Source organism: Candidatus Nitrosotalea sp. TS, assembly GCF_011319465.1.
GTDB lineage: Archaea > Thermoproteota > Nitrososphaeria > Nitrososphaerales > Nitrosopumilaceae > Nitrosotalea.
The window spans coordinates 31,295-57,706 of record NZ_RCMB01000004.1; the positions used below are offsets into that span (position 1 = coordinate 31,295).

A 26,412-nucleotide genomic window follows, 5' to 3' on the forward strand; every position below is an offset into this window, starting at 1 on the left:
CGAATCTAGTGTGCTTTGGGATTGACAAGTGTCGAGCCAAACTGCTGGATCATGGCATATTCAATAAATGCAGCTGCAAGCAACAGTGCAACCACAATTCCTATCTCGATTACGGTTGGACGTAACGCTTCTCTGAGGTTTCCCCTTCTCAGTATGGCATTGATGAGAAGAAAGCTTCTTGACATTCCAATGGAATATGCAATTAGCTCCATTACTCCAAAAGGCGAGAGATAGATTATTGCAAGCGGTGGAAGTTTTGCAAGTGCAGGTGTGGTGGACACTAGTGCCTTGAACGCAAGCCCGGTTGACCATGCGGCAAAGGAGCCCCACGCAATTCCAAAGCCCGGCACGAACATGGGCAGCGCAACAGTTGTGTTATGAGTGAAAATTCCTATTGCGTCAATTCCTTCCACGGTATGTTGGAACTCTTTGACAAATGATTTAGAGTCTTCTTCTGAGATATTACTTTCACTGCCAATAGAGTATGCAACTGAAAATATTGCAATGAAGATCAGAAAAATCAGAAACCGTCTTTTTACCAACAACGAGTTTGTCTTGAGGAGTTATTTGAGGGTTGACAGCTCGAACAGATTTAATTAAAAGCTGTATTATGACAGTTTGTGAAAGAAGAGGTATCCTCGGCAGTAACATATGCACTGAGCAAGGGATTTCAGATTCATCCTGATGCCTTTAAGATATTGGAAAAAATTGATGTAAAGGAACTCCAAAATATCATCAAGCAGGTTGTTCGTGAAAAGGCAAAGCAAAACTTGTTTTTGATAAATCAAAGTGACCTGAAGATGTTCGTAGAGTCAGAAGTTGACGACAGTGTTGAGGACAGGCATGAGATATTGTTTGACCCTACAAAAAAGGTCACGTCTGCAGAGGGAATAGATGGATTTACAGCCCTTTTTTCTGACAGATACTCAAAACTGCTTAAAATAATGATGCAGAGATCACAGGCAAAGAAGCTTACACCAATCAAAAATGTGACAGACGGCAAGCTTGGTGAGGAGGCATTTGTTGCAGGCCTCCTGATGGACAGAAAAATTGAGCGTGATGTAACTAAACTAGTAATAGATGATCCTACAGGTTCTGTTGAGATCCTTGTATGGAATCAAGAGTTGCAGGAGACTGCAAACTCGCTTTTGATGGACCAGTTTGTAATGGTGGGCGTTGCAAATGGCAAAAATGGAGGATTTATCGCAAAAGAGCTCCTAGTTCCAGATATCCCAGAACACATAGCAAACCGCTCAAAGACTGAGACGTATGCTGTCCTGATATCAGACATTCACATAGGCAGTAGATATTTCATGGAAAAAGAGTTTACAGAGTTTATTTCCTGGCTTTCAAGCCCTGATCCAATTGCAAGAAAGGTCAGGTTTCTTTTGATATGTGGTGATATAGTTGACGGGATTGGAATCTTTCCAAATCAAGACAAGGAGTTGCTCATCATGGATATGGACGGCCAGATGGCAAAGGCGGCAGAGCTTCTAGACAAGATTCCAAAACACATCAAGACTTTCATAATTCCTGGCAACCATGACCCAGGCAGAAGGGCTCTCCCCCAGCCTGCCATACCAGAAAAACACAACATGAGTTTGTGGAACAGAGAGAACTTTTTCATGTTGGGAAATCCTGCCTTTTTGGATCTTAACGGCGTAAAGGTCTTGATGTTTCACGGCCAGAGTCTTGATGATGTAGTGGGAACCACTCCAGGCCTAAGCTATGCACAGCCGGCAAGGGCTATGCGGGCATTATTGAGGACAAGGCACCTCAGCCCAATTTATGGAAAGCGCACCCCAATTGCACCAGAGCTTGAAGATTTTATGGTGATAAATGAGGTCCCCGATATCTTTCATTCAGGCCATGTTCATGTCGTTGATCTTGACATGTACAAGGGAACATTGATAGTAAATTCCGGGGCCTGGCAGAGCCAGACGGGATTCCAGGCAAGTGGCGGCATTGTCCCAACACCTGGAATAGCCGTAATCATAAACTTGGCCACAATGAAGGTCTTTACAAAAGACTTTACCGAAAAGGAAGACTAGCTACACCAAGTCTTCCAAGGACAAGTCTTCCTTGAATGCTTTTTTTACAGTATCTGGATTTAATGTTAAAGCAAATTTCTTTGTTCTTCCATGCATGCCTTGATGGATTATCTTGCCTGAGATAAGGCCTGTCATCTCGATCTCGCTTAGCATCTGGGTCACTCTGCGCTGTGTAAGCTCCTTCTGTCTTGTGACCTTGCAGAGGTTCTTGTAGGATTGGTATATCTCGCCTGTCGTGCTGCCGTTTGCCTTCATTACTGCAAGTATGAGTAATTTTTCATGGAGGGGGTATGAGTTGAGCGCGGTTGTTTCCTTGTCCTCTTCCATCTTCAGCGAGGCCCTGCGGATGTGGTCTTCTTTTACCGTATCTGACTGTTCCCGTTCTGCTATCTCGCCTGCCACACGAAGCAGGTCTATTGCCCGCCTGGCATCGCCATGCTCCTGGCCTGACATTGCAGAACATAGGTTCAGGGCTGCAGGCTCCACTATGTTTGGAACAAAGGCTTCCTTGATCCTGTCTGTCAGTATCTCATTGATCTGGTTAACCGTATAATTGGTAAAGACAATCTCCTCCTCACTTAGGCTGCTTAGTACGCGGGGGTCCAGCCTTTCCTTGAATGTCAGGTCATTTGATATGCCAATCAGGGTAAGTGAGCCTTTCTTCAGTCTCTCGTTTGCCCGTGTTAACGAATAGAAGACATCCTTTCCTGACTTTGATACAAGTTCTGCCAGATAGTCAATTTCATCTACCACAAAGACCGTGTTGAGGCCATTGTTTTGAATTACCGCCATCAGCCTGTTGAAAACTTCACTGATTGATAATCCGGTTGTTGGTAGCTCCTTTTGTGATGTAAGTCCCAACTGTCGGCCAAACTTTACCAACAGGCCATATAACGTGGTTTCTTCCTTTGCGTTTGCGTATAGTAGTTGTATTGGAAATGAGCCGTCCTTGACCCTCTCCTGAATCTTATCTAGTACTTTTTTTACAACTAGTGTCTTGCCTGTTCCCGGCTTGCCATATATCAAAAGGTTTGATGGCCTAGCTTTTTTTAGTAATGGAATAAGCGATTGGGTAACTATTTTTTGCTCTTCTTCCCTATGCAGTACCATGTTTGGTATGAATGTAAAATGCAGCACTTCCCTATTCTTGAATAGTGATTTGCCGCTTGTTGCATCATCAAGTAATTTATCAATAGGATCTCTTGTCATCAACCCACACACCATCGTTTCTTCTCTGTCCACATATGGACTCTACCATACTAATTAGATTAGAATAGAATAACTAATTCAAATTTAGTATATCATTAATTATTTTTATTTTCTTAAAAAAAATTATTTTTAATAAAGCTAGAGTGGAAGAATAGGTGTGTGGGTGTTCCTAGAACTTGTTAACAATTAGTGAAGTTGGTGTTAAGATGGAGCCACAAAGAGCCCAAAATGACCCCTTTATTTCCACTCTAGGCGTGAAGATGGTCCTTAACATTGTTAATATGCTGGAATGGACCCCTTTATTTCCACTCTAGGCGTAGTTTTGGTCTATCCTTGGATAAAAGCATGGAAAGCCTGTTAAGATGAAAAAACTATCCAGGCGTGGGCTAGGCAGTGAATGTTAACAAACTTGATTGTTAACAATTCTTCTATGATCTGTTCAAGTGTTAAGGTGTTAACCTGATCGATCACGATGGCCCGAAAACGAATACGAATAGACCTGGAAGACGCAGAAGGCGCCAAGTACAACCTTAGCCTAGAAGGCAATGTTACCCGCGAAAAGATGCTAAAGATATTTGAATTAATGGATTTGATGAACATAGAGGAACCCGAGGAATCAGTACACCTTGATACCGTCGGGGCCAAAATATGGAACATTGTGGACAAGCATTTCCCAATGGGCAAGTTCACCTCATCGGACATACTTGAAAAATATGAGGATGAGTATGAGGAGCCAATCAAACTAAGCGTGATATCCACATACCTCTCAAGGTTTGCCCTTAAGGGAAGGGTCGCAAGGGAGAGAAACGGAAAGGAATGGAACTACCAAAGTACTCAAACTAGCCCAAAAAGAACGGCCTTCAACCTAGGAAATCATTGCCTTTTTGACAACTAAACGGTCCCCCTCTACTGTTACCTTGACATAGTCTCCCTTCTGAAGGTCAAGATATCTCCTAAAGTCCTTGGGGATTGAGATCGTGCCTGCCGAGGTTATCTTTATGAGCTGCTCCACGTCTGACACATACTTCATTATAAGTTCAATAATTTAAGATTTTATAATAAAATAAGATTAATAATTTATGCTAATTTTTCTCTATTTTTGACCCAAAAACCCATTTGGATGGTTTTGCAACAACCAAAAACCTCCAAAACCAAGATCAAGTTCTTGATCAAACCAGAATCAAAACCTTGTCGACTTGGATTAAACTGGGATCAAAACCCTACTGGCTTTCCACTGTTGGGGCCTTGAGCGACCCTATCCTAATGAGCCCTTTCTCCGTTATCTTGTAGGTAAAGGGCTTTGTCCGCATGTCTCGCTCAACCAGACCCTCCTCAAAGAGCTTCTTCATCATGCGTGATGTATGTTCCCTAGTTCTTCCTATTGTGACCTGGATGTCACGTGATGTCATGGGTTTTTCTGTGATTAATCGCAATACGTACTCTATTGCGCTTCCAAAACTCATATTATGTGTCCTCTCCTTTGGTTTCTCTTCTTTTACCTCAGTGACTATGATAGGCTCTGCCTTCTGCTCCTTTGGCCTTGGAATTTGTGCCTGTACAAGTTCTTCAGGTTCCTTGGCAAGTTCTAGTGAATCTAACTTAATTTTCATATCTATTAACAAATTTTCATAATATTGCAATCGTTCCACCAATATTTTCAGATCATTGCTCTGTGAACCTAGGCGTGGCTTGACTTTGTTGTATATTGCTATGCACACAATGCCAATTACAAATGAAGCTATTACGCCCAAAATTGTTCCTACGTCTATGTCTACTAACATCACTACATGTCATAAGCTAATGTGATTTATCATCTTTGAGTAAAATAGTTTTACACAATACACATCAATCACAAACATCTTTATCACAAACTACGCATGGCCTGTACGCTTACACGCACAAAAAATCACAGCTTGCACATCCGTGTCAACAATTCCTGTATCACAATGATGACTTGTTCCTCACGTTCAGGGAAAACATCACTATTTTTTATCACAGAAACCTGTTCTGAGAGGCGATTTATCACATCCATGTCCTCTTCACGAAGGATACCTAGCGCTTTGAGCAGTATCCATGAATAACATAACGCCTGGAACTTCTCCTGCGACTGTCCAACTTGCCTGTAGAAAGCCCCCTTAGTTATGCCAAACTGCGAGTTTGATAAGTTCCGTCTTTTTAAAATAATTTCAATTTGACGCTCTGTAAATGATGATTTTTTTATAATTTGTTTTATTATATTATTCAAATTATCTTCTGGAAGTGTACTCAAAGCTATACATATCTGTATAACTTTGTTCAATTAAACTTTTAATGAATAGCCATCAACCAGTCATATGCAAAGCGTAGAACAATACCTGACAGCCTCCAGAAAGAAGAAAGGAGCTTTACTCTTCGTATTAATTGACTCTGAAAATGATGGAAAAAACTCTGCCGCACAGCTTGCCAAGGATGCAGAGAAGAGCGGTGCCTCTATCATATTGGTTGGAGGCTCATCTGCAACTGACCAGATAGCCATGGCAGAGACCGTTAAAAACATCAAAAGATCTGTCAAGATTCCCGTGATACTGTTTCCAGGAAATGTTACAGGCGTTGTTCCTGGTGCAGATGCCATACTGTTTAGCTCGCTATTGAATTCTGACAACCCGTATTTTATTTCACAAGCCCAGGCGCTGGGGGCTCCAAATGTACTCAGATTCGGACTAGAGCCCCTGCCAACTGCCTACATCATAATTGGTGAGGGCACAACAGTATGGCATGTCGGCTCTGCAAGGACCATTCCATTTGACAAGCCAAGCTTGGCTGCCATGTATGCCCTGTCTGCACAATTCATGGGAATGAGATTTGTATATCTTGAAGCAGGCTCTGGCGCAAAATCAAATGTTAGGCCAGAGATGGTAGCAGCTGTTAGAAAACTCTTCAAGGGATTTCTCATAGTTGGCGGGGGAATACGAAACGCCCGTACTGCAGGCGAGATCGTAAAGGCAGGCGCCGATGCCATAGTAATTGGCACATTTATTGAAAAAGGCGGAAGTTTCAAGACAATAGCAGATATAGTAAAAACCATCCAGTCTGTAAGGAAGTAGTATGTCTGAAAATATTGCATTGAGACTCAAGGAAGTCCCAATGCCTGAATCGTATTTTGATTATTACAGCAATTTATCAAATGAGGTATTTTCTATTTTTGAAAAAGCTGCTGCAGCAAAAGCCACCCTGGCAGACTCGTCTGGAATGGTAGAGCCCAAGATAGCGTTTGACTTGGCTGATCGTGTATCCAAAATGCACGATATAGATGTCACAGAAAACCTCCGAAACCTAATCCAGACAACAACAAAGGAGCTTGCAGCGCTCAAGCTTGCAGAAGAGATTGCACAGGGCAAGTATTCTGGTCCTGAGACAGAGCTGCAAGAGAAGCTTGACCTGGCCGTGCGTGTAGGGCTGGCAATAGTTACTGAAGGCGTTACAATTGCCCCTCTCCAGGGAATAAGTGAGGTCAAGATAAAGAAAAATGCAGACGGTTCTGACTATCTCTCAATCTCATTTGCAGGGCCGATACGCTCTGCAGGGGGCACGGAAGCGGCATCCACCATACTAATTGCAGACCATGTTCGCAAAATTGCCGGACTTGACAAGTACCAAGCCAATTCCTATGATGATGAGACAGGTAGATTTGTAGAGGAACTGCGCCTCTATGAGAGGGAGGTAGGAAGCTTTCAGTTCCATGTTCCAGATGAGGACGTGGTGGCTACCATTTCCAATATTCCTGTGGAGCTTAACGGCATAGATACCGATCCAGTAGAGATTGTAAGCCACAGAAACATGGTAAGGATAAACACCAACAGGGTTCGGGGAGGTGCACTTCGTGTGCTCAACGACGGACTTATCGGCAGATCCCGCAAGCTGCTAAAACTCATTGATTTATTCAAGCTAGACGGCTGGGAGTGGCTCAAGGACCTAAAGGGTGCAATCCAGACCGGAGATGAGGATGCAGCAGCCCACAGGATGAGGGAGGTGATCACTGGCAGATCCGTTCTTTCAATGCCAAAAAAACTAGGCGGGTTTAGGTTACGATATGGCCGTGCATGCAACACAGGCTTTGCATCAGTAGGGGTTCATCCAGTGGTTGCAGAAATTTTAGATCACGTTATTGCAGTTGGCACACAGATAAAGCTAGACATACCTGGAAAGGCCTCAACTATTGCATTTGTTGACTCGATTGATACTCCAGTTGTCAGACTTGACAATGGAAATGTGGTCAAGATACGGGACACATTACATGGGATTCAGCTAAAGCCACACATTGAAAAAATTCTACACCTTGGGGACATTCTCATAAGCTATGGCGATTTTCTTGAGAACAATGCAGAGCTTGTCCCAACTGGATATGTAGAGGAGTTTTGGATTGAGGAGCTAAAAGAAAAGGTTGCCAAGTACGAACCAGACGACTCTGATCTATTAAGCAACATCCACAAGGTTCCGGACCTTGAGGAGGCATTTAGGATATCGCTTAACTTTGGAATCGGGCTCCATCCGCATTATCTGTATTATTGGGACCAGATTACAGCCGAAGAGCTAGAAAAGATCCTCAATCCCGACAAGATAGAGTCAGACCTGATAGTTTATCAAAAAGATACTAAAGATATCTTGGAAAAACTTGGCGTGCCCCATGATGTGGCAGGCGATACAATTATGCTAAAAGACGACGAGGCAAAAATTTTCTCTTATCTGCTTTTTAGAAAGCCAATCCAGCTGGACAAGACACTCTCAGTTCCGGAAATAATCTCAATGTCGTCTGGAATCAAGGTAAGACCCAAGTTCTCAACGGCGGTGGGTGTGAGGGTGGGCAGGCCTGAAAAGGCATCACTTCGAAAGATGAAGCCCCCGGTACATACGCTCTTTCCGGTTGGAAGCAAGGGCGGCGCATCGCGTGATCTTCTCAAGGCAACAAAACAACCCAACTTTTACTGCAACATCAATAACAGAATGTGCAAGAACTGCAATCTTCCTTCAATCAGTATAACATGCCAGCGATGCAAGACCAAGACTGTTGTAACACATGTCTGCCCAAAGTGTCGCAATGAATTAGAAGAGACCCACTGCCCCAAGTGCAAAGTTAGAACATCTGCCCACTCGTATCAGGCATTTCCACTCAAGGAACTGTTGTATTCTGCGCAGGAAAGAACTGGCGTTAGGGCCCAGGAGCCATTCAAGGGGGTAAAGGAGCTCATCAACCAGGACAGAGTGCCAGAGCCGCTGGAAAAAGGTCTCATACGACAGAGCCTGAACCTCAATGTCTTCAAGGACGGCACAATCAGATTTGATGCAACAAACGCACCCCTCTCACACTTCAAGCCGTCATGGATTGGCACAACACCTGAGAAACTTGTAGAGCTTGGCTATACGCATGACACTGATGGCAAGCCACTTGTAAATCCTGACCAGCTAGTTGAGCTAAAAACTCAGGACGTTATAATTCCAAAAGAATGCGGAGAAAATCTAGTTCTAGTCTGCCAATACTTGGACCGCGAACTTGTAAAATTATTTGCCCATCCAACATACTATAATGCAAAAAAGACCGATGACTTGGTTGGCCACCTGATAATTGGACTTGCACCGCACACCTCTGTTGGAATTGTGGGAAGAATAATTGGGTATACCAATACACAGGTTTGTCTCGGCACTGCAGTATGGCATTCTGCAAAAAGAAGGGACGCTGACGGCGATGCAGATTCCATAATGCTGTTGATGGACAGCCTGCTTAACTTTTCAAGATTGTTTCTGTCTGACAGGATTGGGGGGCTGATGGATGCGCCGCTGCTTGTACAGCCAATCGTTATACCGCAAGAAGTCCAAAGACAAGCCCACAACTTTGAGATAACGCAAATCTACCCGTTATCATTTTTTGAGGCAACACTGCAAAAAGAAAAAGCAAGCGAGATCAAAGGCGTTGAAATTCTAAAATCAAGGCTGGAGACTGAAAGACAGTTCTATGGCTATGGATTTACACATGGTACCAGCACCCTTACCACGTCAAAGTCACGCAGCGCGTATTCCACGCTAGGGTCGGTTCTTGAAAAACTAGACATGCAAATCAGGACTGCAGACATGATCAATGCAGTAGACCCAAGCGAGGTGGTCTCCATGGTAATGACTACCCACCTCTTGCCTGATATCATGGGAAACCTTAGGGCATATTCTGGCCAGTCATTTAGGTGCACGGCATGTGGTGCAAGTTACAGGAGAGTCCCACTTGCAGGAAAATGCCTCGAATGTGAAAACAAGCTCATTCAAACAATGACAAGGCCTTCTGTCCAAAAATATCTCAAGCTTGCAAAAAGAATGCTTGGCAAGTACAGCATCGAGCCATATCTTAGAGGAAGGGTCCTCTCGCTACTTGACGAGCTTGAACTTGTATTTGGTAAAGAAGATGGCAGCCAGGCCTTGCTTACAGATTACGCCTAACGAAGCTTGACATAGTCATATCCGCCCATCTTACTCTCAAAGCAATAGTGGACTTTTTGGAACTTTTTCCTAAATCGCTTTACTTCCATTGCAATTTTCTTTTTGTCTTTTTTATCAACAACTACATTTTTGATAAATTCTGCAACCTGCCTCATTTGAGATTCTTTCATGCCAAGTCTTGTTAGCTCGGCAACCCCAAGTCGCATGCCGCCAGGATGGAAATAGTTACGACCTGCCTTGATGTCTCCTGGAATAAGCTGCCTGTTTATGATTATGTTTGCCTTTTCTAGATCAGCTTCAATGGTACCGCCATCTCCAAATGAAAGAACATTTACCACAATCTGGTGTGATTTTGTAAATCCACGTTTTTCTCCAAGTACCATAAAACCAGATGAGCTCAAGGCTTCTGCCAAGGCCTTTGCATTCTTGACTACCTGGGCTGCATATTTTTTTCCAAATTCCAACATCTCTGCAAATGCAATGGCTTTTCCAGCCATGTGATGCAAGTGATGATTGCTTGTCATGCCAGGAAAAGTTGCCTTTTTGATATCGTCGCTATACTTGTCAAATGAACATATCATGCCTCCCTGAGGACCAAACAATGTCTTGTGGGTACTCATGGTCATTGCATCAGCGCCCTCCCTTAGAGGATCCTGAAACTGGCCGCCTGCAATAAGTCCTGCAACATGTGCTCCGTCATAATTTATGAACATCTTGTAACTTTTGAGAAAATCTGAAAGCTCCTTTACTGGATGGGGAAACAAAAAGACCGAGCCACCAAACATTGCAATCTTTGGAGTCTTGCCTGCCTTTTCAAGTTCCTGCACCTTTTGCTTTGTCTTGTCAACATCAATTGTCATCTCTTCGGCATCAAATGGGTAAAACTCAATATCTAGTCCGTGAACAAGTCCTGCAGTGCCTGCATGCTCCTTCTTGCCGTGCGAGATGTGGCCGCCAGATGGAATCGATGGTGCAAGCATTACGTCTCCTGGATTGCTAAATGCGGAATAGATTGCCAAGTTAGCAACAACACCTGAGATGGGCCTTACATCGACAAATTCTGCCTTGAATAACTTTTGGGCAAGTTCCATACACTTGAACTCTACCTTGTCGATGTAGATGCACCCGGCATAGACCCGCTCTCCTGGCCAGCCTTCTGCATATCTATTTGCAAAATCAGAAATGGTTGCTTCCCTGACTGCGGGGCTTGGAATGTTCTCACTTGCAATTAATGGAATAGAATCTGCAAACCATTGGTTATGTGTCTTAAGCATTGACAGCACCTCATTGTAAGCAACACGTGGTGAGGAACGCGCCATGCATTGTTCGCCCACTTTTCCTAATTTAAAAACATCGTTCTGAATTATTCCAAAATTTGGCAGATCATGGGGTTTGGTCTACATAAAGAAATAATAAGGGAAAATCGATCTCAGCTAAAATATGTCGATTCAAGCCTCATCGGGGGGAATTCCGGTTGTTATACTAAAAGACGGTTCAACTCAGACCAAGGGCCGTGATGCTCAGAAAAATAACATTTCAGCAGCAAAACTGATCGCAGAAATTATTCATACAAGCCTTGGCCCACGTGGAATGGACAAGATGCTTGTAGACTCACTTGGCGATGTTACAATTACAAACGACGGTGCTACTATTCTAAAAGAAATTGATGTCCAACACCCAGCAGCAAAGATGCTAGTTGAGATCTCAAAGGCAACTGATAATGAGGTGGGAGACGGAACAACTTCTGCAGTAATACTTGCAGGTGCACTTTTAGAAAATGCAGAAGCTCTAGTTTTACAGGATGTTCATCCAACGATTATAGTTGATGGTTACAGAAAGGCTGCCCAGAAAGCAAAAGAGCTTTTGGAAAAGATGGCAGACAAGGTTTCTCCTACTGACAAAGATGTTCTTGAAAGAATAGCAAGGACATCAATGCAGACAAAACTTGTCAGAAGAGATTCTGCAAACCTGGCAGACATGATAGTAAAGGCAGTAGTGGCAGTTGCAGAAAAAGCCGAGGAAGGATACAGAGTAGACATTGATGATATCAAGGTAGAAAAAAAGGCCGGTGGTTCCATCAAGGATTCCAGCATTACCAAAGGAATCATACTTGACAAGGAAGTAGTCCACAGCGGAATGCCAAAGAAGATTGAAAAGGCAAAGATTGCAATCATAAACAACGCACTTGAGATTGACAAGACAGAATTTGATGCCAAGATAAACATACAGAACCCGCAACAGATGAAGTCATTTCTTGACGAGGAAGGCAGAATGATCAAGAACATGGTTGACAAGGTTGTTGCATCTGGCGCCAATGTTTTGTTCTGTCAAAAGGGCATAGATGACATGGCACAACACTATCTTGCAAAGGCAGGAGTTCTCACTGTTAGAAGAGTAAAAGAAAGCGACATGACAAAACTTGCAAAAGCAACTGGTGCAAGAATGATTACAAATCTTGATGATTTATTTGAAAAGGATCTTGGTTCTGCTGAACTAGTAGAAGAGCGAAAGATCGAAAGTGACAGATGGGTATTCGTTGAAGGATGCAAGCATCCCAAGGCAGTAACTCTTCTTGTAAGAGCAGGCTCTCAAAGAGTTGTTGACGAAGTTGAAAGATCTGTACACGATGCATTAATGGTTGTAAAGGATGTAATGGAAAATCCAATGATAGTAGCAGGCGGCGGTGCTCCAGAAACTTATGCTGCAACAAAACTTCGCGAATGGGCAAAATCACTTGAAGGAAGAGAGCAATTAGCAGTCGAAAAATTTGCAGATTCTCTTGAAGTAATTCCAATTACGCTTGCCGAGAATGCTGGAATGGATCCAATTGATACTCTAGCTTCGCTGCGATCAAAGCAATTGAAGGGAAACAAGTGGACTGGCATTGATGTTATGAAAGGCCAGGTGGCAAGCATGCACGCCACAGATATCTTTGAACCATTGTCAGTTAAAAATCAGATAATTTCATCTGCAACAGAGGCAGCATGCATGATTCTAAGAATTGATGATGTAATTTCAGTAACCAAGACTTCCGGCGGACCTCCAGGTGGCGGCATGGGAGGAATGGGTGGTATGGAAGGAATGGGCGGCATGGGTGGTATGGGCGGAATGGGTATGCCACCTATGGGCATGGAATAAAAAGAATTTTTTCTTCTCAAAGGTTTATTTGACTAATCTAGATAGGCAATCCTATGCAGATAGGCAGCAACAAAATCTTGGCTGGTGCAAAATACATCTATCTGGCAGTCTTCTTTGCGCTGCTCTCTGGAGCTTTCTATCCTGTTATCACTCATAGTGCTTGGGATCCAGTCATAGTGGGAACATTGATTCTCTTTGTAGGTCTTGCAGGAGCAGTCTCCCTTTACAAGGCAGGATCTGGAGAACGTCACAGGAAAGCCTATCTCATAGTCGGTCTAGCTGTTATGGCACTGGCGTTGTTTCTGGTATACGCCGCAATAGGACGAGTCTAGATATCAAAATAAAGATAAAACTCGTGAGGATGGGGTCTTATTGAGATCTCGTGATCATCTGCCCTTTCTACCTCGATTATCTTGTCAATAGTATCGCCTGAAAATATTGGACTGAGGAATTTTCTGTCGTTTTCAAGTTCATCAAGTGCTTCTCCTAGCGATGCAGGCAGGTCCTTGATTCCCTTTGCATCGCGTTGAGCTTTTGTCATCTTGTAAATGTCTTCATTGACCGGATCGCCTGGGTCCATCTTCTTTTTAATTCCATCTAGTCCTGCAGCAAGCACGGCTGCAAATACAAGATATGGATTTGAGGATGGATCAGGTGCCCTAAACTCTAACCTCTTGATCTTTTCATACTTGTCTCCCTTAAAGTGAGCCGGAATTCTAATTATTGCAGATCTGTTGCTTGCACTCCATGCAATATACACAGGTGCCTCATATCCTGGAACCAACCTGTGGTAGGAGTTTGTTGTTGGTGCAACAATTGCAGACAATGCCCTTGCATGATTCATGATTCCACCGCAGTAGTATCTTGCAGTTTGGCTTATCTCCTCTTTGTCGTCTTTGTCATAGAACATGTTCTTGCCATTCTTCCACAGACTCACATTGGTGTGCATTCCGGAACCCGCATCCATGGAAATTGGTTTTGGCATCATGGTTGCGACCTTGTCATACTTTGTGGCAATGTTTCTTACAACGTACTTGTAGGTCTGTGCACCATCTGCAGCGTTTGTCATGGTGTCATATCTTATGTCGATCTCGCACTGTCCCGCAGTTGCTACCTCGTGGTGATGATTGTCACATAAAATTCCAAAATACTCGTTCAAGCATTCTACACAATCGTTTCTGTATTCTGTCAGGGTGTCAGCCGGGGTGCTAGGATAGTATCCCTTCTTTAGTGCCATCGGGTATCCCTTTCCTTCCTGATTCCACGGGGCTTCCTTTGACTCTATTGAATATGACTGGCCCTTGTATGGCGTTAATACATCCCATTGGATCTTGTCAAAAACGAAGAACTCTACCTCTGGACCCCAATAGCTTGTATCAAAACCCTGCGTGTTGAGATATTTTTCTGCCTTTTGCGTTATGCCTCTTGGATCAGCTTCCAGTCTACCTTTTCCCCAACCCCAATATACATCACAAATCAATCTTGCAGTCTTGGAATTTGTCATCCAAGGAATTACCGCATATGTGTTGGGATCTGGCTTTAGTATCATATCAGAATCTTGGACGGAGGCAAATCCCACAATTGAGGATCCATCTAGCTTTGGCAGACCGTCTTGCATCTGTTGAGGGGTAAACAAGTTGGCTGAAATTGTTGTATGATGAAATCTTCCCCTAAGGCCCGTAAATTGTAAATCAATGAATTTTATCTGATCATGTTTAATCTTTGCAAAAACTTCATCAGCCGAATAAGAAACTGATACTGGCTCTCCACCAATCACTTTATATGGCAATTTTGCACCTTGATCATAACACAAAGGAGTCTATGATTTAAGCATTGTTGGGTGTGTAAATGTCAGAAATAAAAAAAATTGACGCAAATTCATTGTATGCCTTGCTTGTCAGGGAAGTAGAAAATGATTCAGTACAAGAGCTAGATTCTAAACTGTATAACAATATTGCAGAATTTCTTGGAAATTTAAAAAACCAGGACTATGACGGAGCTGAATCGAAGATCAAAGACTCGCTTGTAAAAATGATAACTGAAATGACATCACTTCTTTTAAAAATTAGAATTGAGAAAGCAACGGGTCTTGAAGAGATTGATTATTCAAATCTTCTTGATGAAGAGAGATTTATTTTAGATTCTGAAGATGAGCTAAGGCAGAGAAAGGAAACCATTCTCTCTGCAACACTAAATGGAAGATTAAAGCTTCTTGAGACCGTGGCAAACAATCACAGGTCTAGAACTATTGTTGTGAGGTTTCTCAAGCCAATAGACCAGATTGTGGGAACAGACCTTCAGACATATGGTCCATTTGAAGCCGAAGATGTTGCAACCTTGCCGTTTGAGAATGCGCGTGCCCTGATTGCCAAAAAGGTAGCAGTAAAGATAAGTTGGGAAGACTAGAAATTAGACAACATAGTGTGACACGATATGCCTAATGAGACCGATCTTTACGTTTACTTTGAAATTATACTGTATCCTGTTGTAGGCATGCTTGTCATAGAAATGATTAGCAGAAAAGCCAAGATACCAAACTGGATAAAATTACTGGCTCAGGCACTGATGTGTGTTGGATTTGGTATAGCCTATCTTGTCATGCAAATGTCTAACTGGCTTACTGCAGGCGTACTATTGGCTTTGGCAATTGCCTTGTTTTATCAAGCAAAACTATCAAAATTTCATCCGCAAAAAGCTCTCTACTGACCAAACTTGCCAAATACCTCGTTTCATGAATCCCTGTCTTCCAATTCCTTTTCTTCTTTGAACCTTGTTTTCTCCAAATCTTCTTGTTCTTATCTGGTGCAGCTTGACACACCTGTGGTCTTCTGGTAATCTGTGCTCTGCACAAAACTTGTCGTTACAGTAATTGCATTGAAAGGGAAGATCTTGTTTTTCTCCGCAATATGCGCAGTCAAATTGCTCCATGGTTTAGATCGCACTTGATCCTAATTTAGTGTTGAGAAACAAAGTTAATTTCTATAATTATTGGAATTAATTGACAAGACTTATTTACGTAACGTGCACTGATGAAAAATGATTTTTAGTATGACAATAAAAGGTCAAGTTGCTATAGTGACTGGTGCAAGCAGTGGGATTGGTTATGCTACTGCATTATCAATAGCAAAGGCAGGTGCCAAGGTTGTTGTTGGTGCGCGAAGAAAGGACAGACTAGAACAACTGCAAAAAGAAATTGAAAAAATTGGCGGAGAATGCATTACTGTATCCTGTGATGTTACAAAACGCAGAGATTGCGATAATCTAATTGATGCTGCAATAAAAAAATGGGGCAGAGTAGACATTCTTGTCAACAACGCAGGCCTCATGCCATTGAGCTTTGTGAAAAATCTCAAGGTTGATGAATGGGATCAAATGGTTGATGTAAACATAAAGGGAGTCTTGTATTGTACAGCTGCTACAATACCTCATATGCTAAAGCAAAACTCTGGTCACATTGTAAACATTTCATCAATTGCAGGAAGAGTGGTCTTTCCTGCAGGAAGTGTATACTGTGCAACAAAATATGCAGTCAGGGCATTCAGTGAGGGACTACGACAGGAGCTTTCTGCAAGAAATAACATTCGAGTTACAACAATAGAACCTGGAGTAGTGGACACCGAACTTACAAACACGATTACTGATAAATCACTTGAAACATTTGTAAAATCTGCAAAGACCATGCAGGCACTCAAGTCAGAGGACATTGCAAATTCTATATTGTTTGCTATAGAATCACCTTCGCACATGAACGTAAACGAGATAACCATAAGGCCGACAACTCAAGAAAGATGAGTGGCGTTCTGGCATAAGACCAACGAATATAGTAATTTTAGGTGGGGGATTTGGCGGGCTTGCTGCTGCCAACGAGATTCGTGAGAACCTTACTCAGGACACTAGAATCACAATAGTTGACAAAAAAGACTGGTTCATGATGGACTTGGTCAAGCTTTGGATAATTGCAGGTTTTAGAGAATTTGAGACCTCAAAGCGACAACTTGAAACCATTACAAAAAAGGGAATTGAATTTATCAATGAAGAGGCAGTAAAGATAGATCTTGAGAACAAAATTGTAAGGACAAACTATCGCAGACTGCACTATGATTATCTGATAATTGCACTGGGAGTTGAGCTGGCTCCAGAGCAGATTCCAGGACTGAAGGAGAATAGCTTGGTGTTGTATGACCTAAACGATGTTCCAAAGATTCGAGATGCAATACGTCACATAAAGGCAGGCAAGATATCTATGGCAATTACGGGCCTGCCATACAAATGTCCCCCAGCGCCATATGAGGCGGCACTCTTGATAAGATCAGTTCTTGAAGAGACAGGGACAAGCAATTCCATCCAGATGGATTTTTACAGTCCAACTCCCATCACACTTCCGGCAGGGGGTCCTAAGGTAAGCGAGGAAATCTTGCAGATTTTAAAATCAAAGAACATCGAGTTTCACGGAAACCACAAGACTATATCCGTAGAGCAAAACAAACTCAAATTTGAGTCTGGAGAGGCAGACTTTGATTTGTTGATTACTGTTCCTCCGCACAAGGCGCCTTTTGTAGCAGTTGACTGCGGGCTTGCGCAGCCAGGAAAGTTTATTGAAGTAAACAGGGACTGCAAGACAAAATTTGAAAATGTCTATGCAATAGGTGATGTAAATCAGATAATGGTAACAGACAAGATAGCAGTTCCAAAGGCAGGAATATTTGCAGAAAGTGAAGGAATAACTGTTGCAAGAAACATTATATCCAAAATCAAAAAAGAGCAAGGCGTTGCGACATTTGATGGCAAGGGAGGCTGTTTCTTGGAAACAGGAAAAAAGACTGCGGGATATATTCGAGTTGACATGTATGCAACTCCATCTCCTGTAACTGAGCTAGATGCACCATCGTCTGATTATTTTTCAGAAAAGGAAAAGTTTGAAAAAGAACGGCTTGAAAAGTGGCTATAACAATCAGGCCAAATTTTTGTACAAAAGTTAATCCTACCATTTAATAATTTCAACAATTCCCTGCAACTTGAGGGACCGTAGTCTAGCTTGGTATGATGCTAGCCTGGGGTGCTAGAGGTCGCCGGTTCAAGTCCGGCCGGTCCCACCATTTGATCTAAAACATGAAGAGCTCAAAAGCAAAGCAACTCAAAATCTCTCCATCTCATGAGATCTTGTCATAATTTTTAATGCAGATGCTAGCTCTGATTTGTCAATCCCTCTTTTGTAGAAAATTGTCATTTAGAAAGCATGGGAAAAAGAAAATTTGTCATAGACCTTGGCAGTGAGAAGATAGAAGTTGAGGGCCATCCAACACAAAAACGTAGCCATCAAGTATCTCATGAAAAGGCGCAGATCCCTTCTGATGACTCGAGATAAAGTCAAGGTGGAAAAACTGTATGAGGCAGTACCAAAGACAATCTCAATTGTGGGGGGGCATGTGACAAAGACCTACAAGATAAACTGGGAACGAGAAGGCACAACAGAATTTGAGGGCTCTAGGTTTGTATTCACACTTGCAGAACTTGAAAACCCAATACACGAGATAGCGTGCTAGATTTTCGTTTCAGGTGATAGTATAGCTAATACAATTTCAGAATTTTTCACGTAGAGCTTGGATAGCTTGGAAATCCCAAGACATCATGATATGATTTTGGTACCATTGACTTGCATTGAAGCAGCAAGTCGATCTGCTGCAGTATCAACTACATACGTCACAGCCCAGTCCTGTTCACTCCTAATCGACCTTCCAAAACCCTGCAATAGTTTTACAACTGTTTGTGACTTGTACCACAAGGGAAACCTCTGCATCTTGTTTTTCGTTCTTTTCTCGCTCAGATTGGGATATGGTACCTTTGCTATTATCTGGAATCTTGACAAGTCATCCTTCAAATCTACACCTTCCCACAATGAAGATGAAAGCAGTACGCCATTTTCATCCATGGCATGTTCTTGAATTATCTCGTCTTGGGTCATGCCGTTTTCATTCCTGCTGTGGCAAATCCTAATTCTGCTTCTGTTCTTCTCTGAAAGTTGGTTTCGTATATCCAAGCACTTTTTCTCAGAGGAAGTAAGTATGAGACCTCTCTCATCGGCATGCTGTGTTAATATCTCGTCAATTTTGGATATCACTGCAAGCTCATCGTCTCTACTTGATGAATAGCTGAGTTTTCTGATATTTAGAAAATTGATTCTTCTTTTGTCAGGCAAGAAAGGTGATTTTGGTGTATCTACAAACGCAACATCTGACGGCTCAAGACCAGTATTTTCACAAAAACTTGCCTTGTCTATGGTAGCTGACATGAAGATCTGTGTGTCAATGTCAAAGAACGCCTTGACATATTTTGAAATATCAAGTGGCTTTATTGAAAGTGACCTAAAATTTCCCCTCTCGTCAATGTAAGGATCATTTAGGACAAAATTTTCCTTGTTTAATTCCAGTTCGACATGGGCATTTGCCATCTTTTCATATCGTGATTCAAGTTTTGCAAGTAGCATATAATCTGGATTTGTCTGAAATGACCTGCTTTCTTGGAGCTCCTTGATTTGTCTTGAATATGATTTTGCAAGATCATCGATCAACGTAACAACAAGTTCCATATCGTTGAGGGAATAACTCTTAATGTCAATTCCGCATTCCTGTATCTGTCCATTGTAAATGTCCACGCCAATGAACTGAATTATCTGGTCCTCTATCTTGTGGGCCTCATCAAATATTGCAACTGGTTTTCCGATATAATCTGCATATGCCTTTCTGCCAAATCTCATAAGTTGAAAATAAGATGCGTAATTCCAAATAGAATGGTCAGAAATTAAGGCGCGGTATTTTTGTTCATAGTAAAAACACTGTGGAACTTTGGAGTCAGATTGCAATTCGCCCATTTTAGGTTTGAATTTGCAGCTCTCTTTTACCTCCTTTCCTTTCATCCTGACTGTCTCCTCGCATAATCCCTTCTCACATGTAAGCCCTCTCTGTATGGCTTGCTTTACATCAGACTTTTCTATTCCCTGATGTTCCATTAATTTAAGGCATGCAAAGTTTGATTTTCCCTTGACGGGATTGAGAAACTTGAGATCTTTTGAATACTGGTCTTGGAGTTGTTTTGAGGCAGTAATTATGAACGATTTCCCATAATATCGTGCAAGCGTAGCTGCAATGAGTGACTTGCCAACTCCTGTTGGTGCGGAAAGAACAACGATCTTGTAGTCTGACTTGAGCTGTTGCTCTATGCCACGCAATATGTCCTTCTGTATTTGTCTTGGCTCAAATTCCTCTGGGAAATATTCTACAACTGCAGTCATCTTTTTTTCAGTTTGATAAAATCTTGCTAAACTGGTACTACTTAATTCATTGGAATGAATCTTGATTTATTTTCGGATGGAAACAATTAACTTTCCGTTTGACTTGTCTCTGATGTTTATCTGCTGTGGATGTACCTGAAAATAAACATGTCCTAACAACTCAACTGCCTTGTCCAAATTGTCGGCATCTTTTTTGTCAAATAATTCCACCAAGCTACGCAGTAAGAGTCTGGTCTTTGGAACGCCATGTTTTTTGATAAAATTGTCTACGCTTTCACTATTGTAGAACTCTGTCCGCTGTCGTATTGCTTCCTCTGTATCAGGATTGATCGAGGTCGTGGTCTGGTATTGGTCGTCCTTCCTAATAAGATCTCATCCGATCTTGTCAAATTTTTGTAGGCTTTTCCAGAGATACCAAGTAGCCACGCTTCTGTATGGGCTCCACCTCTTACCAATTCTTTCAACCTCGCTTGGCTCTGGCAATTCTACAAGTGAAAATGCCTTCTGCACGCCTTTTCGCAACCCAAGATCATGAACTGGTAGAACATCCTGTCTTCCAAGCGAAAATATGAGAAACATCTCGGCAGTCCATCTTCCAATCCCTTTTACCTGTGTTAGATGTAAGATCACTTCCTCATCACTCATCTTCGATAGCGCTCTCATCTTGATCTTGCCTTGGTCTACATTCTTTGCCAAATCCTTGATGTATTCTATCTTCATGCTTGAAAGCCCTACAGAACGCAGTTTGGACTTTTTTGTGGCAAGTATATCCGGCGCAGTTGGAAACTTTGGATAAAGCGTCCTTGAACCTAGAAAAGATTACCTCAGCAGCCCTTGTTGCAAGTTGCTGGGATATTATGGATTCTACCAAGACTGCAAAATGATGATTTCTCTTCTTTAACGAATAATCTCCTACTGAATCAATAATTTTCCTAGTATTGGATCTCTTCTGAGATACCTTACTCCATCATGTAATTCCATATCAATTTGGTTCGGGATGTATTGTTACTATGGCATTTTTTATCTGATTTTTTATCTTGTACTCTATTTCTGAAATGATACCATGAACTTCTTCTATTGTAAGGCTGCCGTTAAAGGAGCAGTCAATGTCTACCTTGAAAATGTCTTGAAGCTGGAATGTAATGACACGACCAATTTTTTTAACACTTGGATATTCTTTGGTGATGTTGGCTACCTGCTCCTCAATTGTCAGGTCCTCCACAGGAACACTTTTTGGAATTGATACATAGGGTTCAAGGTGAACTGTAATGTGGTTTATGTTTTCAACTGATTTTTTTATCTGGACTTCGATCTCGTCTGATACCTTGTGAGCTTCTTCAAGAGACATGTTTCGGTCAACCAACACGTGTAAGCTAATAAAGATCCCATCCTTTGCAGTGTAGCTTATGTTGTGAATGCCCTCAACTCCCTTGACAGAAGAGGCTGCATTATTTATGATGTAATCAATTGGTACATCCTTCCAAGTGGGTTCAAAATGAACGGTGACCTTGCTGTTTGCAATATTATCCTTGATGTTTTTTTCCACGTTTGCACTTATCTTGTGAGCTTCTTCAAAACTAGCGGTGCCTTTCAAAGATATTGTAACTTCGGCAAAAATATCGCTTCCAGATCTTCGTATCTGTACAGATTCTGTTTTCATTACTCCTTCGGTATCATCTACTATGTCATGAACCGTTTTGACCATGCTTTCGGGTACCGCATCGGTAAGCTCCATTGCGTTTTTGTAGATAAGCTTCAGGCTCAATGCAGCGAGTAAAGCTCCCAGTATCAATGCTGCAACAAAATCACCTTGATAAAATCCCATCATGACAAGCACTATGCCTACAAGAGCCACTGAGGTGGAGCCGACATCCATGAATGCATGGTAAAAATCAACTCTCAGCGCAGAACCTTCTGTTTTTTTCAATGCCTTGGCCAAGATGCCAATTCTGGCAAAGTCTGAACATAGGGTGTAAACGGCAGCGCCTATTGCAAGCATGCCTGGCAATACAACAGGACGCGGCTCTTGCAATCTTGAGACTGATTCGAAGATGAAAAAACAAGCTATGACAAGTATGATTATACCACCGATGAAACTTCCCATAGTCTCTATCTTTCCATGACCATACGTATGCTCACGGTCGGGCGGCTTTGCAGCCCATCTTGCTGTCACAAGCAATATTGCAGTAACCACAGAATCAAGTACTGCATGAATACTATCGGTAACCAGTGCAAGACTGTTTGAAAAAATTCCAATAAAAATTTCTACTACAAAAGCAGACAGTATTATGTACAGAGAGAGTCTCAGTGCATTTGTTTTGATATTTTGCAAGCTCAAACTCTGTGCAACCCCAATACTCTTAGTACTTCGTCAAAGTTTTCGCGGGACTGGACATGTTTATATTTTTTCAAAGATTCGATCATGTGCTTTGTGTTAGGCACTTTTATGATTTTTTTAACAATATTTGAAAGGCCTGATCCAATGAAGATGCCTTGAGTTGCAGAAGTCACATTGGATGTTCTCCTGTTCACACTCGCGCTTTCAAAATCAATTATGCATGGAGATCTTCCTACAATGACGTGCTTGTGTAGATAACTAAGCTCACCGTGATCAAGATGAGCCATGTCTAAATTATGGCAATCTTCCAATACTTTACGTATTACAGTTTTGAGTTTTGCAGCACTGCCCTTGCCCTTTAGCTCCCCAGCCCAATCAATTATCTTTTTTCCTTTCACATATTCCATTACTATGAAATTTTTACTGCTATCTATTACTCTTGGACCAACATTTACTTTGTTTGCAAGCTTTAGAAATCTTGCTTCGCTTTGCATCTCTTCCCTGCTTGAATCTATTCGACGTATTTTCAGGGCCACCTTTTTTTTGTCTTGTTTGGCAATAACTACTACACCAACATAGCCCTTGCCTAAGACAGGGATGTTATTTAGAACGGTAGGGCCCTCAAATGATACATTCTTGATTCCAAGTTTTTTTAGCTCGGCAACTCTTCGTTCCAAGTTCTTTTTTTGTAGCTTTTGGATATCCTAAAACAAGGGAATACGGTTCCCTTACAAGCTTACTTGTTGGTACTAAAAACGAGTCCATCGGTAGAGGTAAGCACAGTCAATGCCTTTTTAATGGATTTGCTTACGGACTGGTCTCCGTAGAGTATCCTAAAGCCGCGCTTGATGTCTGGTATGATGCCGCTTGGTACCCCTGACTTTGCCAAGTCGCCTCTTAAGAGAGATTCCAAGAACTTTTTGGCATCATGGAATTGTCGTTCCTGCATGGATAGGACCTTTCCGTTGTCATCAACCCAGGTCAGGATGTTCTTTGAATTTTTTGCAATGAAATGCTCCGAGTCTGACTTTCTGTATATCTCAGGTCCATTTTTGACCATGAATCTTTCAATTACAAGTGATCCAAGAAGGAAGATCATTGCTGCTTCCGATTCTTCATCAGTTACTGCATTCTTGCGTAAAACATCAAATCCTGCAAGCTCAAGCTGGCCTGCCAATGCTGTTGTGCTGCGCTTTACCTGTCCCCAAATTATATCAGGACTTCGCCTTTTGTAGTTGAATTTTATAATTATTGTATTTTTCAGATTCTTTGTATTAGAATCTCTTTTCTTGCCAGAAAAGAATGCAATTGAAGGTTTTTTAAGAAATGATCTGGCAGCTAGAATAAACTTTGCAACACTTTGACCAGATATAGCTGTACCAAGATTTCTGTTACTGTCAATTGGATCAATTAGCACAAGCGCTGTATCAAACCTCTTTGTTGGATTTCCTATTGTCTGGCCTTGGACAAAGTTTGATGCTGCCTCTAAAACTCCCATGAATGTTCCATAGTGATATACAAGAACCTCTGCTACATATCCGCCAAAACCCTCCGTAGCAATCTCTGCACCATAAATTCCCACCCTCTTTAGGAATTTTTTTAAAAGACGTACCTCGTTCTTTTTATTTTCATCAAATGTTTCTAAAATGAATTTTGTGTGAAACGAAGATCTATCGGCAGCACTCTTCCATTGCCCTTTCTCAACATCATAGCATGGTACTACATTTACTCTGGTCCCTTCCGCTTTTGCTTCTACATATGGATGCTCAGAGTATCTTACAAACGGCTTGTATCTTTTCATGGAATTGAAGCCAATTTTCTTTCCAATATACTCAAATGTCTTCTCGTCAGTATCGGTTTTTAGCTTGACAAATATATCAAGATCCATCTGCCCCTTGAGCCAAGTTCCCTTTGCATAAGACCCCCCAAGTTCCACTGTTACGACTTGGGAATATCTGAAGGCCTCATCTCTTACCTGCTTTACTAGGGAATCTGCAAGTTTTTTCATCTTTTCTTCTTCCTTCTTTGTAGGGATGGAAATCTTTCTTACATTCTCTAAGATGCGAGTCATTGTGCCTTTATCACCTGTAAATCAGAATATATCGGCCCATTTGAAGTTAAGATGCTTTTCTTGAACTTTAGTTCACAAATGACATCTTTTCCAAGATCTACTTGCCTGTGTTTTTCTATCTCTTTTGAAATGTCATCTTTGTTCTTTACTCTAAATATGGTAAGATGAGGCTTGAATGACTTGTCTGACTTGAATCCAAGGGGCACAAGTTTTTTCTCGACCTGAGCTGCAAGCTCTACAAGCTGTTTGGAAGCGGCATCGTCTACGCCAATCCAAATCACTCTAGGAAATTTTGGATTTGGAAATGCCCCAGGTGGATAAAGCTCAATTCAATTGGCTTAAAGTCAATGCCTGAAAGCAATTTTTTCACATCTTCTGCGGTATCATCAGTTATCTCTCCCAAAAAAAGCAACGTGAAATGCATGTTTTGTCTGCTGACAGGACTTGCCTTTATGTTAAAATCTTTCTGCAGGTTAGCTATTGCATCTAATACACTCTCGCTGTGAACTTCTACTGCTACAAATGTACGCATCATAGAAATTCAGAATCTAGAGTCTATAATGATTTCCGGTAGCTTCATAGACTGGAGGGTCGAATTTGCGAATGTGACAAAGCTTATTGTCTGTTTGACGGGAATGCCTGGAGCTGGCAAGACCACTATAGCTGAGGCCCTAAGTTCAAAGGGATTTGATAAGATAACAATGGGTGATGCTGTAAGGGCAGAGGCGACACGAAGAAAAATTGAACCTACTGGTAGTAACTTGGGCAAACTCATGCTTGATCTTCGAGAAAAGAACGGACCTGGCGCAGTAGCTGAGCTAATCAAAGATCAGATACTGAATTCAAGTTCAGATGTTGTACTAGTTGACGGAGTAAGGTCGCTTGCAGAGGTAGAGGTATTAAAAAAAATTGGAACTGTAAAAGTTCTTGCAATACATGCATCAGGGGATACTAGATTCAAGTTCTTGACAGGACGTGGTAGATCTGATGCTCCATCTGATAGGGAAGATTTTACAAAAAGGGACTCTAGGGAAATTGGGGTTGGCATGAGCGAATCAATTGCCCTTGCCGATGAGACAATCTCTAATAACAATCTAACAATAGAACATCTTGTGAATACTGCATATGATATCATCAAAGGCTGGATAAAATGAAAATTCCTAATATTGCATGTAAGATAGAAACATATGCTGCGGTAAATCCATCAGAAGATCCGGAAAAGATCAAGTCTGCCGTATCTAATGTAATGCTGGATACTGATTATGAATACAAGGATGGAAGCATAAAGGCAATCTCAAGAGATCTGCACTCTTTATCAAAGATTCAGGAAACAATAGAGAAGCGTAGAGTAAACAGAGTGTATCGAAGACAGATGCGATACAACACAAAAGGCGATACTACTTGGTTTTATCTTAACAAGCAGGCAGCATATGTTGATGTCATCGCTATCTGTGATGAAGCAGAAGAGTCTCCCATGGGGCCAATTAAGGTAATCATACACTGCAAAGATTTGGAAAAAGTAGTTGACTGGCTTGCCCCGGAATCTGTATGATGAAATTTTACTTTTGTAATTTTATACCAAGACAGGTCTGCATTTTGTAGGGATAATAGAATAAGATACAATTTATGAAAAATTGCAACACGGTAAAACGGAGCGGAATTGTTGACGGAATAATTTGGAAAACGTAAGGCGTGGTCCTGTATAGGCAAAAGCATTCTCCTGCCACTTGCGCACCTTTGTGCACTCTACTATGTACTGTTTTTCACAGGACCACGCAAATTCAGTCGATAGAATTTGCGTGTTTTCTCATGGATTATTATACGTCTTCATAATATTTAACAATTAGTCATAATTATC

General features: G+C 41.8%; 29 protein-coding genes, 1 tRNA gene and 1 pseudogene. 15 read left to right on the forward strand and 16 right to left on the reverse strand.

What is annotated here, in order from left to right:
• Positions 1 to 5: 5 nt before the first annotated feature.
• Positions 6 to 542, reverse strand: coding sequence for a stage II sporulation protein M (locus tag DYY67_RS01960; RefSeq protein WP_445082566.1), 537 nt, complete (start codon positions 540 to 542; stop codon positions 6 to 8).
• Between the two features lie 78 nt (positions 543 to 620).
• Here DYY67_RS01960 and DYY67_RS01965 point away from each other — a divergent pair, with 78 nt between their 5' ends.
• Positions 621 to 2,051, forward strand: a complete 1,431-nt coding sequence (locus DYY67_RS01965; protein WP_166390301.1) for a DNA-directed DNA polymerase II small subunit — start codon at positions 621 to 623, stop codon at positions 2,049 to 2,051.
• Here DYY67_RS01965 and DYY67_RS01970 read toward each other — a convergent pair whose 3' ends face one another.
• The gene (locus DYY67_RS01970) at positions 2,052 to 3,260 is read right to left on the reverse strand and encodes a Cdc6/Cdc18 family protein (RefSeq protein ID WP_166390303.1); all 1,209 of its coding nucleotides are present in this window, start codon (positions 3,258 to 3,260) and stop codon (positions 2,052 to 2,054) included.
• Between the two features lie 472 nt (positions 3,261 to 3,732).
• Here DYY67_RS01970 and DYY67_RS01975 point away from each other — a divergent pair, with 472 nt between their 5' ends.
• Positions 3,733 to 4,155, forward strand: coding sequence for a hypothetical protein (locus DYY67_RS01975; protein ID WP_166390305.1), 423 nt, complete (start codon positions 3,733 to 3,735; stop codon positions 4,153 to 4,155).
• Here DYY67_RS01975 and DYY67_RS01980 read toward each other — a convergent pair.
• The 3 genes from DYY67_RS01980 to DYY67_RS01990 form a co-directional block, all read right to left on the reverse strand.
• The gene (locus DYY67_RS01980) at positions 4,126 to 4,290 is read right to left on the reverse strand and encodes an AbrB/MazE/SpoVT family DNA-binding domain-containing protein (protein WP_166390307.1); all 165 of its coding nucleotides are present in this window, start codon (positions 4,288 to 4,290) and stop codon (positions 4,126 to 4,128) included. The genes DYY67_RS01975 and DYY67_RS01980 overlap by 30 nt on opposite strands.
• 190 nt (positions 4,291 to 4,480) lie before the next feature.
• A complete protein-coding gene (locus tag DYY67_RS01985) occupies positions 4,481 to 5,041 on the reverse strand; it encodes a winged helix DNA-binding protein (protein ID WP_255492677.1) in 561 nt (186 codons plus the stop codon).
• 125 nt (positions 5,042 to 5,166) lie between these two features.
• Positions 5,167 to 5,529 carry a hypothetical protein gene (locus DYY67_RS01990; RefSeq protein ID WP_166390311.1) on the reverse strand — a complete coding sequence of 121 codons (363 nt, stop codon included), beginning with the start codon at positions 5,527 to 5,529 and terminating at the stop codon, positions 5,167 to 5,169.
• A gap of 64 nt (positions 5,530 to 5,593) precedes the next feature.
• Here DYY67_RS01990 and DYY67_RS01995 point away from each other — a divergent pair, with 64 nt between their 5' ends.
• The gene (locus tag DYY67_RS01995; RefSeq protein WP_166390313.1) at positions 5,594 to 6,343 is read left to right on the forward strand and encodes a geranylgeranylglyceryl/heptaprenylglyceryl phosphate synthase; all 750 of its coding nucleotides are present in this window, start codon (positions 5,594 to 5,596) and stop codon (positions 6,341 to 6,343) included.
• A 1-nt stretch (position 6,344) separates the two neighbouring features.
• Positions 6,345 to 9,719 (forward strand): DNA polymerase II large subunit, encoded by a 3,375-nt coding sequence (locus tag DYY67_RS02000; protein ID WP_166390315.1) that lies wholly within the window; start codon positions 6,345 to 6,347, stop codon positions 9,717 to 9,719.
• Here the strand turns inward: DYY67_RS02000 and glyA are convergent.
• Positions 9,716 to 11,038: a serine hydroxymethyltransferase gene (glyA, locus tag DYY67_RS02005; protein ID WP_166390317.1), complete on the reverse strand. Its 1,323-nt coding sequence runs from the start codon at positions 11,036 to 11,038 to the stop codon at positions 9,716 to 9,718. The genes DYY67_RS02000 and glyA overlap by 4 nt on opposite strands.
• A gap of 121 nt (positions 11,039 to 11,159) precedes the next feature.
• Here glyA and thsB point away from each other — a divergent pair, with 121 nt between their 5' ends.
• Together thsB and DYY67_RS02015 are read left to right on the forward strand one after the other, a co-directional pair.
• A complete protein-coding gene (thsB, locus tag DYY67_RS02010; RefSeq protein ID WP_166390319.1) occupies positions 11,160 to 12,857 on the forward strand; it encodes a thermosome subunit beta in 1,698 nt (565 codons plus the stop codon).
• Positions 12,858 to 12,910: 53 nt separating this feature from the next.
• Positions 12,911 to 13,189, forward strand: coding sequence for a hypothetical protein (locus tag DYY67_RS02015; protein WP_166390321.1), 279 nt, complete (start codon positions 12,911 to 12,913; stop codon positions 13,187 to 13,189).
• Here the strand turns inward: DYY67_RS02015 and glnA are convergent.
• Positions 13,186 to 14,646: a type I glutamate--ammonia ligase gene (glnA, locus tag DYY67_RS02020; protein ID WP_166390324.1), complete on the reverse strand. Its 1,461-nt coding sequence runs from the start codon at positions 14,644 to 14,646 to the stop codon at positions 13,186 to 13,188. The two genes, DYY67_RS02015 and glnA, sit on opposite strands and share 4 nt — an antisense overlap.
• 59 nt (positions 14,647 to 14,705) lie before the next feature.
• Here glnA and DYY67_RS02025 point away from each other — a divergent pair, with 59 nt between their 5' ends.
• Both DYY67_RS02025 and DYY67_RS02030 read left to right on the forward strand, forming a co-directional pair.
• Positions 14,706 to 15,263 (forward strand): DNA replication complex subunit Gins51, encoded by a 558-nt coding sequence (locus DYY67_RS02025; protein ID WP_166390326.1) that lies wholly within the window; start codon positions 14,706 to 14,708, stop codon positions 15,261 to 15,263.
• 27 nt (positions 15,264 to 15,290) lie between these two features.
• Positions 15,291 to 15,563 carry a hypothetical protein gene (locus DYY67_RS02030; RefSeq protein WP_166390328.1) on the forward strand — a complete coding sequence of 91 codons (273 nt, stop codon included), beginning with the start codon at positions 15,291 to 15,293 and terminating at the stop codon, positions 15,561 to 15,563.
• Here the strand turns inward: DYY67_RS02030 and DYY67_RS02035 are convergent.
• A complete protein-coding gene (locus tag DYY67_RS02035) occupies positions 15,531 to 15,785 on the reverse strand; it encodes an AN1-type zinc finger protein (protein ID WP_166390330.1) in 255 nt (84 codons plus the stop codon). The two genes, DYY67_RS02030 and DYY67_RS02035, sit on opposite strands and share 33 nt — an antisense overlap.
• 120 nt (positions 15,786 to 15,905) lie before the next feature.
• Here DYY67_RS02035 and DYY67_RS02040 point away from each other — a divergent pair, with 120 nt between their 5' ends.
• From DYY67_RS02040 to DYY67_RS02055, 5 genes are all read left to right on the forward strand, one after another.
• Positions 15,906 to 16,649: an SDR family oxidoreductase gene (locus DYY67_RS02040; protein WP_166390332.1), complete on the forward strand. Its 744-nt coding sequence runs from the start codon at positions 15,906 to 15,908 to the stop codon at positions 16,647 to 16,649.
• Positions 16,650 to 16,683: 34 nt separating this feature from the next.
• Positions 16,684 to 17,805, forward strand: a complete 1,122-nt coding sequence (locus tag DYY67_RS02045; RefSeq protein ID WP_320415918.1) for an NAD(P)/FAD-dependent oxidoreductase — start codon at positions 16,684 to 16,686, stop codon at positions 17,803 to 17,805.
• 71 nt (positions 17,806 to 17,876) lie between these two features.
• Positions 17,877 to 17,953, forward strand: a tRNA-Pro gene (locus DYY67_RS02050).
• A 140-nt stretch (positions 17,954 to 18,093) separates the two neighbouring features.
• Entirely contained in the window at positions 18,094 to 18,222 is a 129-nt protein-coding gene (locus DYY67_RS10450) for a hypothetical protein (RefSeq protein WP_255492673.1), read from the forward strand.
• Complete coding sequence (locus DYY67_RS02055) at positions 18,209 to 18,400, forward strand: hypothetical protein (RefSeq protein ID WP_166390334.1); 192 nt, start codon at positions 18,209 to 18,211, stop codon at positions 18,398 to 18,400. Before DYY67_RS10450 ends, DYY67_RS02055 begins: the two co-directional genes overlap by 14 nt.
• An 83-nt stretch (positions 18,401 to 18,483) precedes the next feature.
• Here DYY67_RS02055 and DYY67_RS02060 read toward each other — a convergent pair whose 3' ends face one another.
• From DYY67_RS02060 to DYY67_RS02095, 8 genes and pseudogenes are all read right to left on the reverse strand, one after another.
• Positions 18,484 to 20,145, reverse strand: coding sequence for an ATP-dependent DNA helicase (locus DYY67_RS02060; protein ID WP_320415915.1), 1,662 nt, complete (start codon positions 20,143 to 20,145; stop codon positions 18,484 to 18,486).
• A gap of 66 nt (positions 20,146 to 20,211) precedes the next feature.
• A complete protein-coding gene (locus tag DYY67_RS02065; protein WP_166390336.1) occupies positions 20,212 to 20,355 on the reverse strand; it encodes a hypothetical protein in 144 nt (47 codons plus the stop codon).
• A gap of 162 nt (positions 20,356 to 20,517) precedes the next feature.
• A pseudogene (locus DYY67_RS02070) lies at positions 20,518 to 20,928 on the reverse strand (DNA-3-methyladenine glycosylase family protein); the annotation flags it as partial.
• 199 nt (positions 20,929 to 21,127) lie between these two features.
• Complete coding sequence (locus tag DYY67_RS02075; RefSeq protein WP_166390338.1) at positions 21,128 to 22,483, reverse strand: cation diffusion facilitator family transporter; 1,356 nt, start codon at positions 22,481 to 22,483, stop codon at positions 21,128 to 21,130.
• Positions 22,480 to 23,160 carry an RIO1 family regulatory kinase/ATPase domain-containing protein gene (locus DYY67_RS02080; RefSeq protein ID WP_320415916.1) on the reverse strand — a complete coding sequence of 227 codons (681 nt, stop codon included), beginning with the start codon at positions 23,158 to 23,160 and terminating at the stop codon, positions 22,480 to 22,482. The genes DYY67_RS02075 and DYY67_RS02080 overlap by 4 nt, the downstream gene beginning before the upstream one ends.
• A gap of 59 nt (positions 23,161 to 23,219) precedes the next feature.
• Positions 23,220 to 24,554 (reverse strand): CCA tRNA nucleotidyltransferase, encoded by a 1,335-nt coding sequence (gene cca / locus DYY67_RS02085; RefSeq protein ID WP_166390340.1) that lies wholly within the window; start codon positions 24,552 to 24,554, stop codon positions 23,220 to 23,222.
• Entirely contained in the window at positions 24,551 to 24,835 is a 285-nt protein-coding gene (locus DYY67_RS02090) for a 2'-5' RNA ligase family protein (RefSeq protein WP_166390342.1), read from the reverse strand. Before DYY67_RS02090 ends, cca begins: the two co-directional genes overlap by 4 nt.
• Positions 24,832 to 25,089 carry a 2'-5' RNA ligase family protein gene (locus DYY67_RS02095; protein ID WP_166390345.1) on the reverse strand — a complete coding sequence of 86 codons (258 nt, stop codon included), beginning with the start codon at positions 25,087 to 25,089 and terminating at the stop codon, positions 24,832 to 24,834. Before DYY67_RS02095 ends, DYY67_RS02090 begins: the two co-directional genes overlap by 4 nt.
• 70 nt (positions 25,090 to 25,159) lie before the next feature.
• On the opposite strand from DYY67_RS02095, the gene DYY67_RS02100 reads away from it, so the two are divergent.
• The gene (locus DYY67_RS02100) at positions 25,160 to 25,708 is read left to right on the forward strand and encodes an AAA family ATPase (protein WP_320415917.1); all 549 of its coding nucleotides are present in this window, start codon (positions 25,160 to 25,162) and stop codon (positions 25,706 to 25,708) included.
• Positions 25,705 to 26,106, forward strand: a complete 402-nt coding sequence (locus tag DYY67_RS02105; RefSeq protein WP_166390347.1) for an RNA-binding domain-containing protein — start codon at positions 25,705 to 25,707, stop codon at positions 26,104 to 26,106. Before DYY67_RS02100 ends, DYY67_RS02105 begins: the two co-directional genes overlap by 4 nt.
• Positions 26,107 to 26,412 lie beyond the last annotated feature (306 nt).